Origin of the sequence: Nocardia exalbida NBRC 100660 (assembly GCF_000308575.1) — a bacterium.
In the GTDB taxonomy this organism is placed as follows: Bacteria; Actinomycetota; Actinomycetes; order Mycobacteriales; family Mycobacteriaceae; genus Nocardia; species Nocardia exalbida.
Window position 1 is genome coordinate 84,827 of sequence record NZ_BAFZ01000025.1, and the last position, 14,505, is coordinate 99,331.

1 protein-coding gene (running past one end of the window) is annotated in these 14,505 nt (G+C 67.1%); it reads right to left on the bottom strand.

What is annotated here, in order from left to right; all coding sequences use genetic code 11:
* A protein-coding gene (locus ON29_RS05375) for a LuxR C-terminal-related transcriptional regulator (protein ID WP_040865013.1) crosses the window boundary here: on the bottom strand, nt 1-14,505 show its 3' portion. Its footprint extends 12,846 nt past the window's final position; only the last 14,505 of its 27,351 coding nucleotides appear in the window; the start codon falls outside the window, past its right edge — the gene reads right to left on this strand; it ends in the stop codon at nt 1-3.

The following is a 14,505-nucleotide window of genomic DNA, read 5'->3' on the forward strand; positions in this document are numbered from 1 at the left end:
CTACCGGGTGGGGTCTGGAGAGGCTGCATCCTCGTGCAACCCGGTGACGAGTTCGGCTTCGAGTCTTATTTTGCCGTCGACTGCGGTTGGCTCGGTGAGCAGTACGAGAGTCGATCCACGCGGGGCGATGATTTCTCGTTCGCGGTACTCACCCTCGCCCGCGGTGTCCATTGCCGAAACCGACTCCACGGCGATCAGCGCCGATCCGGTATCCGCGTAGACGATGACCTCGACATCGTGGTCCGCGAACACGTCATCCCCCAGGGAAAGCGACGTGTAACCGGAGTTGATCGATCGGTGACCGAGCAAGTTGTCGGTGCGACCGAAGACCCGCACGAGATCGTCCAGCTTTCGGATCATGGTGACCGGCCCGGTGGATGGAAGGGCGTTCCGGAATGCCCAGTCCATCCGGTTGATCTGAGCGGCAATGATGCCGGCTTCCTCCCGGAACCGAGCTTCCGGCCAGCCGAGGCCGACTCCGGCCGCGAGCACCTCCTCCCGAGTCACCTCCCGTCGTGCTAGTTCGATTCGCTGTTGCGGCGTCAGGTTTCGGCCCATGGCGCGTAATGGCATGTTGGGCCCGGCGAATTTGGTGTATTCCCGGAACGCGTCGATGATCTCGTCCGCCCGATTTCCCGTCGGGTCATGGGCCAGATGCACCCGGCCCATGCCGTTCCGGATGCGCGTGAGGGCCACATCGCCTTCGGCAGCATTGCGCCGGAACCACTCCAGCCTCGCTTGCAGTGCATCCGCGTCGGCTCGATGCCCGTCACCCGCCGGGCCGTCCGGCTGGGGCTCGGGGAGCAAGTCGATTGCGACTGGGTCGGTGCGGTTGCCGACCGGCGGGTTGTTCGTCGGTGCGGACCGGTCCGGGTGAGGCTTACGCAGTTCGAACCATACGGCTTGGTGCCAGCCGTGCTCATGGCGTTTGAACAGCTCGACGCCGGAGCGTATCGGCGTCGGATCATCCGCTGCCACAGCGCGTCCGGGGAGGACGGCGAGACCGGAGCGGGTCGGGATACCGCCTCGCGCGTTCCGCGGCATCGAGGCGGCGTGCGTGTCGAGCAGCGTCACGCGCAGCCGGTCATCGGTTGTCTGCACCACCAGATGGATCCTGCCGCGGCGGTGTTCGGCGGCGTCGGTCACCATGGCCGTGAGTTCGGCGCACGCGAGGTTCACTCGTTCGGTGGGCCAGCCGTCGAGCTGTCCGGCCAGCCAGGACGCGGCTTCCGAGGCCGCGTTCGGGCTGTATCGGCCCTCCGGCTCGGCACGAATGATTCGCTCGGACCGTTGGGCCGACTCCGCCACTGTCGCGGGTCGGGTGGCCGCGACGGAAATATCCTCGGTCGGAGCCGTTTCGCTGCCCATCGCCCAGGACGCGCCGGATTCGGTGAGCCAGGAGGTGAACTTGTCGTGCACGACCGACGACGCGGCCGCTGCTCGCGCTCGATCCTGTCCGAACCGGACGGCAGTGTAATGCGCTGTGACAGAGCCACCGTCGGGGCGCACGGTGATCGTGAACTCGGCGGGTTCACTTCGGGCCGCGTTGACCCGGATGGTGAACGACTGGCCCTCGGCGGTAGCGTCCCAGGCGACAAGGTCGGTCCAGAAGACAACACGGTTACCCGCGCCGTCGTCGGCGGACGAGTAGCCGGACAGCAGCTTGTACGCGTCGCCTTCGTAGCTGAGTATCTGCCCGACAGGCATCTCGGCAGCCGCGTCTCGCCACATCAGGCCCTGGTGCTCGGAACCGAACTGTGCGTCGAATTCACACACGCCGAGATCGGCTCCGCTGTTCTCCAAGGCGTCGAGGACCTGCGCGGGGTTCATCGGATCCCCGTTCCATTCCTCGAAACCTTGGCTGAACGCATCGAGACCCTTCACCCGGCCGCCGACCCGCCACCATCCGAAGCCGCTGATCTCATCCAGCGATACGCCCCGCGCGAGGAGTGCGCTGAGCAGATCCTCGTGCGACGCGTCGGCGGTTACGAACCTTCCGCTGGCGAGCAGGATGAAAGGGTCGCCGATTTCGGGGTCGCTGGTGTGATAAGGCTGCTTGTCGGGTGCCGTTCCGGGCACCATGAACCAGCCGCGCGAATCCACCTCAGGCCATACCAGTTCGATGTCGTCCGCAGGCTCGAGCGGAATTTCCGGCAATGGCATTGTGTCGTAGGTGGATCGGCTCGTCCCCGAGGATGAGGCTGTCCTCAGCTCGGACTCATCGCCGTCGTCGAGGTAGATGGCCACAGGGTCGATGTGGTTGCCGGATGATGGCGGAGTCGCCTCCGATGCCGTGGATCTCGTTGCCGGACGGTCGTCGCTCTCGGCTGCTTCCGGTTGCTCGTTGGGGAAGCGGAGATCTATTCCGGCGGACCGTGCCGCCTGCGCGAGCTGTGCCCGGTTGCCTACCCGAAGCTTGCGGTAGATGTGTTGGGCGTGCGTGCGGACGGCTGCCGGAGTGATCGCCAGCGCTGCGGCGATCTCCGTGGAGTACATGTCCGCCGAGAGCATTCGGAGGATCTCTGTCTCGCGATCGGACAGCACCGCCGAGCGTGGCGGCGGCTCGGTCGTTGCCGGTACGTCGGTGGTTGTGCGCAGTAGTCCGGCGACGGCACGGATCGCGCGGAACTCCCGCATCTCGAACGCATGACCACCGACGCCGGCCGCCTCCGCGGCCTCCGCGCGTGGCAGGCTGCGCACGAACCGCAATATCAGCGTCTGGCGATGCGTGTCGTTGGTGAGTCCGGGGAGGGCGAGTATGAGTGCTTCCTGCGTGGTCTGCTCAACCAGTTCCCGATCGGCTTCTGCCCCTGGACGCGCTTGGGCATCGCCGAGCAGCAGCGCCGAAAGACGTTGAATGCCACGATAAAAGATACTGCGGTGGTCCCTTCCGTGCGCTTCGGCCAGTTCGGGACCGGCATGCCCGAGTACGAGCCGGTCCCTGACGACGGCACGCTGCTTCTCACCGAGGGCGGCCAGACAGCGGTGGAATGCGTCGGGATCTTGTTCCCGGGCCTCCTCGACCACCGCCGAGGCTTGATTGCCCGCATGCTCCTGCAACAGGCGAGCGAGACGAGCGAAGGTGGCGTGCTGTGCGGTGCGGACTGCCCCTGGGCTGCGATCCAGCAAATCCGCGGTCCGGTCGGGTGACATCTCGAGTCCGAAGCGAAGTTGGAGAATCCGTCGCTGCGACGGGGCAAGTTGTTCGATGCAGCCCTGCAGCGCCAGCCGGTCGGTGTTCAGTGCCTCCCGAACGATCGGTGGCAGGAGCCGGGCGTTTGCGTTCCGGGCCAGCGCCACCACCAGCTCCGCGGCCGTCGGTTCGGCGGGGATATCCGGCGGGGCAGCAGTGTCCGTCCGCTCTGCACGAGAGTCCGATATGGGCGAAGCGTTTCCAGGTTCGGCCCGGGGCGCGGGGGTCGGCCCGGGGGTGCTGCTGGATTTCGCACGCTGCGGCCTCGGTTCGTCCGGGAGTGATGCCTGCACGCCGCCCTCGTCGGCAACCGCAGTGGCCAGTTCGCAGACCGCATGCCACAGCACGAGGGACTCGGCGGCCGGGTCGCCGGGCATCTCGAACTGTGCATCGCGACCCGAACGCCTCGACGCGAATCGGCGTAGCGCCTGCTGCTGGGTCGAGGTGAGCGCGCGCATGTGCTGGCGCACCCGCACGGTATCCGCCGCGGCCAACACAGTGGCCAGTGGATCCGAAGCGCGCAACCGCGCACCGCGGGCCACGAAATCTCCGATACGGTGCCACATTTCGGCGATCTCACGATGCTGGGCCATGAGATTTCTGGCGTTGAGGACAACCCATTCCTCGACGTCGCGCTGCCCGATCCGGCCGAACTGTGCCACCGCATGTGCACACGCCTCGTCGAAGACTTCCCGAGCTACTCTCGGTGTTCGCAGATTCGCCTGTATCCAAGGGAATACGTTGCGCGCGAACCGTTCTCGAAGCATGACTACCGCCTGCTCTGTACGTCCCTGCGCGACAAGCTGTTCCAGCTGCATTCGGAAGTGTTTTGTTGGTATGTCGCTGGACCGCCCCGGCGTCGCGCTGCCGTCTGCTCCCGGCTGCTGTTCCGGATCCCCCGGCGTATCAGTCTCGGACCGATGCGGCTCGGGTCCGGCGTTGTCGATCAGTGGTTCGGGTTCGTGCTCGCTGTCGCCGAGGTCGATCGCGACGGGGTCTGCGCTGTTGCCCGGGGTCGTTCCTGTGTGCGTCGACGGATGTGCGGTGTTCGGAGAGTCGGGCCGGATCGCGACGGCGTCGCGCACCTCGGCGGACAGGTCCCGATCGGTCGCTGACAGTCCCACCGCGGCGCGCACCCTCGCTGTGGCCTCTTCGAAGGCCGTTATCGTCCGCGCGTCTTGCTCCCCGAACACGTACCCGCGTACCGCGGCTTCGGTGTAACTGCGCAACACCGCATTCTCTGCCCGGCGCAGTGCTTCCCGCGCGCCGCCCGACACACCCGGCGGTGCGGGGAATCTGGCGATGACGGCATCGATGACGTCATCTCGGCTGAGCCGGCCTCGGGCGAGTTCCGACAACAGCGGCAGCAGCCGATCCTCAGGGATGCGGCGCCACGCGTCGGTGATGGCCTGCCGAGCGGCCTCGGCAGCGGACAGCATCGAACGGCTGTTGTCGAGCAAGCGCTGTACGGTCCACGCGGAGCCACTGCCCGAGTACAACTTTCGCGTCACATCATCGACCGCGGCACGGAGGCCATGGAAGAATTCGCTGATAGCCATGTCCACGATCACGCGCGGGGGCCGGTCGGCGTCGAGATCCGCGAGCAGCGAACGGGCGGCCGAAAGCAGCGCTTGGACGTAGCGATCATTCGCCCCGGGCAACAACCCTGACATTCGGCTGCGTTTCATCGGAACGATCTCGGCGAGCGTTCGAATATCGCTCTCGGCGAGGTCCGAACGAGAGGTCAAATCCCGCAGCGTGGCAATCGTCTGATCGTGCCGCCGCGCGGTATCCGGGCGGGCTGCCAGCCGGTCGTCCACGAGGGCGTCCAATTCGGCGCGGATGCGAAGCAGCACGGGCAGGTCGATCATTCCGGCGCCGTCGGCCAGTTGCCCGAGCGCACTCTCCAGGTCGCGCATCTGGCCGATGACCTGCGTGACCTCCTGCTCGGGCTCGGGAGCCGGTGAGTGGTCCACCTCGCCGCTGTCGGCCGTTGTCCGGGGTGCGGCGACGGAGTCCACCAGCAGGTCATAGAGCAGCCCCACCGGCTCGCTGACCCTGTCGCGGCCGTTGAGCACGACATCGACGAAGGCCTCGGCCAACGCCTCGGTCGGATTGAAATAGCGGTTCTTGTCGAAGCTGTAGACGGTCAGGTAGCGGCGCAGCCAGGCTGTGAACGCCGCGTAAGTGTTCTCTCCCAGGCGATTTGCCTTGTAGTGATCGAACAGCATGTCTTCGGCACGGTATCGAGCATCCGTCCGTCCCGCGTAGTCGAGCATGTGGCCGAACTCGTGCACGACGATCGCATACGCGGGACGGCGTGCCATGCTGGGATGCGCTTTCCCAGAGGCGATTCGGTCCTGAATCCACCGATGGAGTTTGTCCGGACTCGTGGCCAGGTCGACGTTGAATGTCATGTATTCGGTTGTGACGAGACCGGTGACGGGATCGGTCTTCGACATCGCCGCCGCGCCCGTCTTCGGCGAGAGCCGGCCGATGTCGATGATGCCGATATCGACCTGCGGGTGCTGCGTGGCCATGTCGACCAGAGCCCGGGCGATCTCACGGATAGTCTCCGGGTCGAGATCGGGCCGGTCGAATTCGTGGACCTCGACGTCGGGATTGTTCGTCAGTCGGCGCAGTTCGTCGCGCAGCCATATACCGACCTCCGCCGGGCTCAACCGCGATACCGCGTCCCCGCCGACGTCCTCGGGTCGGCCAGGGAGCTTCACCGGGTGTTTGCGGTGCGGGAAATCGGGCCGGGCGCGGTGGGCGGGGGCGAGCCCCTCGGCGGGCTCGTCCGGATCGTCGAGGTCGATCGCTACGGGGTCGATGCCACCGGGGCGGCGCGCTGATTTGTCGTTCTGCGGTGTCTGATCGGCGGTCTCGGTCGGCGCGGCCGGATTGCTCGGGGCGGCCGCGGCGGTGCTGCCGGCGTGGCGGGCTCGGATCGCTGCTTCCAGCTCGTTGCGCCCCCCGATGCCGAATTTGGCGTAGATCGACGTGGCGTGTCTCTGCACCGCCCACGGCGTTATTTCGAGTTCCGCTGCGGTTTCTTTATAGGTCTTGCCTTGCACAAGCCGCGTGAGCACCCGGAACTCTTGTCGGGTCGACCCGATTCGGGCGAGTTCGAGCGTCCCGGCCACGTTCTGGTAAGCGACGCGTACGTTATGAGGTACTCCTTGCTCGACGATGTGTCCCAGCGCCGATGTCTCGATGAGTCCTCGCACCTCGTGCGCGATGGCGGACACGAGTTCCCGTTCAGGCATGTCCGGCGGGGCGTAGCGGAGCGAAATCGTCGCGTGGGCTTTCGGGTCCAGGCGCAGGTGGTCCCAGATTTCGGTCAGATCCGACGTGATCTGTTCGGTGTCGATTCCCAGGTCCCGAAGCTCCTGGATCCATTCGTCGAACGAATTGGTGCGCGCGGTGGTCGGCCGCGCCTGAGGGCCCGACAGAGCTTGTGGCACCACCTCTTTCCATGTGCTGCCTGCGTTGCGCGCGGCCTCGGCGAGGGACGCTCTGTCCTTCCAGGGTGTCCAGCCGTCTGTTCGAGGATCCGATGCGGCCGGATCCGGCCGAGCGGTGGATGGGGATTCGGATGGCTGCCACGGTGTCCGGGCCGGCTGCCGTTCGGTATCACTCCGCTCGGCATGCGGCGGGCGGTCGGACAGCCGCCCGGGGCCGAACTGTTCGATGATCGTGCGGTACATCGACTCCGCGTCGTCGCCCATCCGCTCGCCCGCCATCTCGAAGCCTCGCACGATCTCGTACACCGTGTGCTGGTGGGGAAGCATGAAGGCGATCAACGCCGCAATGAAATCGTGCCGGGAGACGCCGGGCGGTCGCAGCCAGTCGAAGCGGGCGAGCATCCGGGTGGCGGTGCCGGAAATGCCTGCGTTCGAGGAAATTTGCCGTTCGGCCAGCCTGCGGATGTCGTCGTTGCTGGTATCGGGGTCGACGTAGACGTAACCCGGTCGCCACGGGAGCTGAATGACCCGTTCGTTGTGGTCGAGGGCGAAGGCTTCCTCCGGACCGACAGTGCCCTCATCGTGGTAGACGCTGATCGATGCGATGCGGCAACCCTCGGAGTCGACGATTCGATGTCCGCGCGGGTCGAGCAAATACCTGGGCGCGACATGGGCGACAGAGTCGTCGTGTTCTCGCAGCTGGGCTTCCAAGCGGGCGGTATCGACGCGCCCGTCGTCGAGACGGGGAATCGCCATGCTGCCCCCGAGGTCGAGTTTGCCGATCCGCAGCACTCTCCGCTCCGGCAGTGCGGCGAATTCGCGCAGCGACAGCGGCATACCCAGCGCGGCGGCATCCCGGGAGGTTGGAATGAGATGCGGCGTGTCCGAATTTCGTGCGGGGAATGCCGCATTTCGCCGCTCGTACTCCGCGTAGGCCCGATCGGCCACGTCGTCGTGCCTGCGCACATACTCGACCGGATTGAGGTCTTTCCAGGTGACCGGTTCTCCGGGCTGCTTGTCCCCGAGGACGGCCGCGCGAACCGCCTCCAGCGCGTCGAAGTCCAGCCCCAGTTCGCGCGCTTTGCTCCGTCGCCACTCCCGCGTCTGATTCATGTACCGGGCGATGCCCTGGTCCAATGTCAGACCCGCGCCCGCTTCGCCCAGCTCGGCGTTGCGAATCATGGCGTTGAGCATGGCCGACAACAGTTCGCGCAGGTTTCCGTCGCGCTTCAGCTCGTCCATCGGCACCGACGGCAGCACCATGCCGCCCCACCGCGGCCTCGCGGACGCGTCGAAAACCGCTCGGATCCGCTCGTCTCGCTCCGTCGGGGGCAGATCCTCGAGCACGTCCTGGAACAGGCCCTTGATCACCGTCTCCAGCCGGTCCAGCACCGCCACCGCCGCAGTCTTGACCTCCGGCCGACCGTAGAGGTACCGGGCCAGCTCCGCCTCTTGGACTCGATGCAGCAGAGAACCGGGCCGCGAAACGCTCATATCGAGCGCCGACGTTCCCCGCGGTGTCTCGCTCTGCGCGGGCCGAGCCCACGGGGTGGCGCCGGGCGTCGCGGTGCCCTGCGCTGATTGGTCCGCCGGTGTGTCAGGTTCCTCCGGATCGAGGTCGATCGCGACGGGGTCGGCGCCGCCATCGGCCGGGGTCGCGGGCCCGTCGTGGTCCGTCGCCGTATCCGCGGGGGTGTCGATGTTCGCGGCCGACAGGAATCCCGCCGCGGCGGTCACGTCGTCGGCTGTGCCCGCTTCGATGCCTGCCCGTACCAGTGCGCGGGTGACGGCGCCGAGATCGCCCGGGGCTTCGGCGAGCGACCGCAGGACGATGGCCGCGACGGGTTCGGGGTCGTCGGGGCTGATCGGTTCCCACACACCGTCCGTCAGCGCCAGGACGACCCCGTTGCCGCGTATGTCTCGGGTCTTCTCGCGCGGTTTCAGCCCGTCCAGAGACCGGCCCAGGTTGTGGGTGAGACCCGGGCCGCCGATCGGCGAGTGTTCGGCTTCTTCACGAGTGGTGTCCTCGAAGACGTCCAGCACATCCTGGACCTTCGAGTCGTCCCTGGTCAGCTGTATCGGCGGGCTGCCGTCCAGCGGAATCCAGTACGCGCGGCTGTCGCCCACCCAGTCGACGGTGAGCCGTCCCGACTCCATCAGCGCGACCACGATCGTGGTGGCGGGCGGGTTGTCCGCGGGAGACTCCGGAGGCAAGGCGAGTACCGCCTCCTGGGCGGCGGCCACGGCGCCCTCGACTACGGCCACCGGATCGATCCGGCCGTCGCGGTCGGCCCGCCGCAGTGCCGCGACCACGAAATCGTGGGCGGCTGCCCTGGCGGCCGCGGAGGCGCGGTGACCGCCCTTCGGCCGGGAGAGACCGTCGTTCACGATCAGTGCGGTGGCCTCTTCGCCACCGACACTGACTCGGATCAGGGCGAAGGCGTCCTCGTTGTGCGCGTGCAGGCCCCGATCGCTCGCTGCCGCGACCGAACCCAGATCCTCCACCGTCAGGTTCTGTTCGACATAGCGCCGCGGTGCGGTTTCCTCGGAGCCGCGGGGTTCATCGACGTGGTGTCCCCGTGCGTGTTTCGATCCGGGCTGCGCTGCGCGGTCCTCGGGGGTTCGATCGGGCGACGCCGACTCGACGAGGCCGGGCTCGGTGAGATGGTGCTGCGAGGGCTGGGTCTGTGCGATGAAGTCGGGTTGTCCGTCCGCGCCGGGCCAGACGACGGGTGCGCCGGGTTGCGCCGCCGGGGGAGTGGCCGTCACGCGATGCCGCGGTTCGCCCAGCATCTCCGCGATATTGCGGACCGCGCGGTCGGCCATGCCGTAGTTCTCGGCGGCTTGCGCGCGTCGTCGTTCTCGATCGGTGGCACCGGCCAGGGCGCTGGCCGCGGTATCGCGAATGACGGTCGCCGCCAGCAGTTCTGAGGTCGCGCGGAAGTGGTCGAGCAAGAACGAGAGGCGCTCCCGGCCTATCCGTGTCGTATCCCATTGCTCCGCGAAGGTCAGCAGTTCCTCGAGCCACTGCGACATATCTCGCAGCGCGTTATAGCGCTGCGTGGCCTCGTCGAGCTGTTGGCGGTCGGTGGTGCTCACCGCATCGACCGCTGCCCCCGCGGCCACCATCTCCACGAAGATCGTTTCGGCCACGTCGCGCAGCCGTTCCGTCTCTCCTGGTCGGAGATGGTCCGCGGGTCGGGTCATGATCGGCGTGTCTGTTCCGGGGCGGGTCTGTGCCCAGACCTCCGCGACGGCGGCGAGAGCCGATCCGAGCCGGATCTCCGCGGCGTCCTGCCGGGCCCCCAGGACGGCCGGCGTCCCTTCCCGCAGCCCCTGCTCGTAGGCGGCGTTCGCCTCGGCGGCTTCGTCCGCGCCGGCCAACCATGCCGACATCTGGTGCGCGAACTGCTCCAGCAACCGCAGCCGATCCGCCGGGACCTGCGCATCCGGTCGGCTCCGCGCGGCCACCAGTTCATCGATCAGAGCGGGGGCGCGATTCAGCACGGGATCGTTCGAAGTCTCCGCCGTGCCTGCCAGTCTCGCGGCGACCGCGGCACGCAGCGTCCGCAGCTGTTCGGTGTCATCGGATTCCGCATTGTCCTGCCGGTCCGCGGGCGCGTTTTCGTCGGGGTCGAGGTCGATAGCGACGGGGTCGGGTCCGCGGGAGGTGGTCGGCCTGGCGTCTTCCGGCTGATCGGTCCGGCGAGCGGCATTGGCTTTGTGTTCTCGGTATTCGCCGCGGACTCGCTCGGCGTCGTCGAGGAGACCGGACTTTTCGCGATATTCCTCGACCAGCGGGAGTGCGCGGGCCTGGCGCGGGTTCAGCTTGTCTTCTCGCTCGAGTTGCAGCAGCGCCCCGAGCAGCCTGTCCACCGCTGCTGCGCTCGACAGATCCGCGCGCCCGTTGCTGAGTTCGAGCAGTTGCCGCCGCAGTGCGTCGACTTCCTGCCGCAAAATCTTCAGTTTTCCCTGATCCGTGACCAGTTCCCGGGTTGTTGGTAGCGGGGCGGGGGCGTGTTCGTTCGGGTCGGTCGGTGCCCGGTGGGTAGAAGCCGTCGATTCGGGCGTTTCCGGTTCGTCGGGTTCGAGGGCGAGTGCGACCGGGTCGATTCGGTTGCCGGGCGTGGGCGGGCGCTGGCCGTCGGTGTCGGTGGGTGAGGTCGACCGGTTCCGCGTCCCATCGTTCGGGTGGGTGGGATCGGGGTCCGAGCTAATGGTCGAAGGGTCCTGGCCGAGTCCGGTCCGGTCGCCGGCGCTGCGGTCGATGCCGATCGATGCGGGGGTGTCCGGATCGGATGCGGGTGTGATCGGTGGTTGATCGGTGGTGGTGTCGGGTGCCGTAGGTGGCGGCATCGGCACTTCGAACCAGATGGTCTTGCCGCCGGCGCGTTCCAGGGTCACGCCCCACGCCGAGGCCATCGCTTCGAGCATGCCGAGGAAGAAGCCGTGGGTGTCGGCGACGATCCCGGTTTCCGCCCATTCGGCGGCTTGGTCATCGGTGAAGGCGGCGGCGCTGACGGTGCCCTGGGTGGTTGCCTCTTGTCGTGCGGGTAGGCCACGGCTGGTATCGGTGATCCCGATGCGAATTGTGTCTCCGTCGAGCCGGATTCGTACCCGGGCGTCGCCTTGGTCGGCATAGCGGTAGACGTTTTGGACGAGGTCGGATACGAGGACGGTCAGGTCGTAGGGATCAGGGTGGCCGGCCTGCCGCAAGCGCTGTCGTACTGCTCGCCGCGCGAGGCCCGGGCCCTGTTGCAAGTAGTCCTGCGGTATGGGCAGATCGAGGATGAGTTCGTGGGGTGGTTGCGAGGGGTCGCTGGTGTCGGCGGTTTCGAAAAGCTTGAACCAGATCTGTTTTCCGCTGTTGCGAGGGAGCACCCATCCCCAGGTTTCGGTGTGCGTGTCGAGGAGGTCGACGGCGCGCCACCCGGGCCGGTCACCGCTCTCGCGCGCAGGCAGGGTGCGGCCGTCGTCGCTGACGTGGATCTCGATCCACCGTTGACCTGGTTGTCCATGGATGGCTGCGGAGATTTCGGGTGTCCCGCCGCCGTCGGCGCGGGCTTGCGACGCGAGTTCCCAGGCGATGGCGGCGGCCCGGTCGGTGTGTTCGGCGATGGGCCAGTCGGCCAGCGCCCGGTGCAGCGGTTCGACGGCCGCGGCGACGTCCTCGAGATTCAGGCGTCGGGTGGCGGTGTCGACGAGGTGACGGAGTTCGGCGGGGGCGTCCGGGCGCCGCGCGAGTGCGCGGAGGTGGTGCAGCGGATCGCTGCTGATGCGGTCGGTCCATCCGGTTCCCGGCTCGGGCAAACCGAGGATATGAGCGAGTTCGTGGTCGAATCGCGCTGCCCGGTCTTGCCATTCGGCGCGCTGCTCGGGGGTGGTTGTGCCGCGAGCGAGCTCCTGAGCCTTGGCTTCGTGGGCGAGGCGGTCGACCACCCAGCCGGGGAGCCGGGTGAGGTCGGCTCGGTCGGCGGCGTCGCGGCGCTCGGTGTCGGTCATCGATCGCAGTTCGACATCGATCTGGTCGAGTACCTGCTTGACCGCGCCGGGGAGACTGTTCCGCAGGGCTGCGGTCACATCCGCGGGGGTATGCGTTGCGGCCGTCGCTTCTTCGTCGATCCCACTTGCCGAATCCCGGCTCGACCGTTGCGTGGAGGATTCGGTGACGCCGTGCCTGCCTGCCCGGGATTCCACCGATTCCGGGTCGAGTGCGTCGGAATCACCGAGGTCGATCGCGACAGGATCGGGGCCGGACGCGCTATCGGTGGTGGGGGCGAGTAGATCCAGACGGGACAAAAGCTGGTTGAGCAGGTCGATTTCGGCTTCGCTGATACCTGAGGCGGCGGCCCTTCGTTCCTCCTCGGCCTCACGACGACCGCGCTCGAAGGCGGTTTCGCCGGGTGGTGCCTGGGCGACTGCGCTGCGTCCAGCCATATGCCGCTCGGACCCGAATGGCATCGCGCCACCCGAGTGTGCGTCACTCAGCGGTGCGGAGACGGGTATTCCGGCCAGGTGCTCGCCGAGTTGCCGGACTGTGTTCATCACGAACGACTTGGCTGTCGCCTCATCCCGATAGCCGAGCCCGGACACCATGGTTTCGACGGACAGCCTGCGCGTGAAGACAGCGCGGATGATCTTCCGTTGCCGGTCCGTGAGCGTGCCGAGTGCTTCCTCCAGTTGGTCGGGGGTAGCTTCGGCGAGCACCTGTGCAAGTTGGATGTCCAACGTGTGTTGCTCGACGACGAGAATCGAAGTCAGACGTCGAGCTGCGGCGACGGCCGGACGGACGGCCGAATCGCGCGGAATTGGTTGTCTCGAGCGGAGTTCCGCCAGAATTTCCCGCTCGGCGGAGGATAGCTGGCGACTGGCTTGCGCGATCTGTTCGGCGGTGGCCTCGGCCAGCACCGCGGCAGAACCCAGCTCGCCGGTCCTTGCCGCCAAGGCATGCGCCAGTGCGGAGCGGTAGGCGTTGAATCGGGCGGCAGCGTCGTCGCGGGGCCGGTCACGCCCTGGAGTGGCCGGGCTGTCGGCATATACATCGATCCCTCTGCGCCGGGCCACCTCCAGCATTTCCGCCCAGTGAGGGGTCTCCAACTTCACTGCGATCGAACGGACGGCTGCGCCGACCTGGCGATCCGAAAGTGCCAGCATGGTGGCGATGTCGCGGTGGGAACGACCTTTGGCAACGAGGGCGAGCACGGCGATCTCGTGTTCGGTCATGCCGGGATGCGTTGTATCAGAGGTGGTGTGATCGGTCGCGGTCGCCGGTTCGGGTTCCTCCTCACCGGTCCGCGAGGCTCCGGAGACGGTGTGCGGCGAGGCGTCCAGCAGCGGTGGCGAGACTTCCTCCGCACGCGTTATTTTTGCGATCCGCAGCACGCTGTTCTTTTCCTGCCGCGACAACGAACCTATGTCCCGGCCGTGATGCAGACCGTCCGCCAGCTCGAGAAACACCCATCGCGTCGTGACACCGATCTGGTCGAGGTAATCCCGGAGTTCGGTGACGGTCAACTCGGCGAGGCGGCTGTACCTGGGGTCTGATTCGGTGATGCCATCGGAACGCAGCACTGCCAGCATCTTCGCGCGGAGAGGGCGGAACCATCTTTGCTCCAGTAGTTCTCGCGCAACTTCGCGCAACCGTCGAGCGACGTCGCCGTCCGATCTCGAGTCCGAGAGCCGGAATACATCGTCATTGATCTCCAATGCCAGCTGCACGGCGCGCGCAAGCCGTTCGCTTCGCCGCCCGCCCCTCGCTGATACCCCGAGCAGCGATAGCACGTGTCCGAACGTGTCGAGCCCGTACTGTTCCCTCAGTTCCGCCGGGTTTGCGGGAGGGGCGGGAGCCGCTTCGACCGTGTCTGCGCCGGGCAGGATGCCGGCACGGATAGCCACTGCCACCGTCTGCGGCCGGTTACGGGTGCCGAGTTTCTCGCGAATACGGGCGAGCGCCTTGTCGACCGCGCTCGGCGAAATCTGGAGGTCCTCCGCGATATCGGCGTTCGTATCGCCGTTCGCGATCCGCGCGAGCAGATCGATATCGGCGGCGGTCGATTCGGGAACTTCCACAGCGGTTCGGGTGGTCCCAGGCAGGAGTCCGGTGCGGATGGCGACGGCTATCATCGCCGCCCGGTTGTGCACGCGGAGTTTTCGGCAGACACGCATCAGGTACTCGTCCACGGTGAGCGAGGACATGCCCAGCGCCTGCGCGATGTCTTTGCTGGTCTCACCGTTCGCGATCCGCGTGACCACGTTGGTTTCGTAATCGGCCAGCCATATTCGGCCGGTGCCCGGGACGGCGTCGGCAGGGTCGGCGAGCGGGAGGTCGCCGGTTCTCACGGCGGC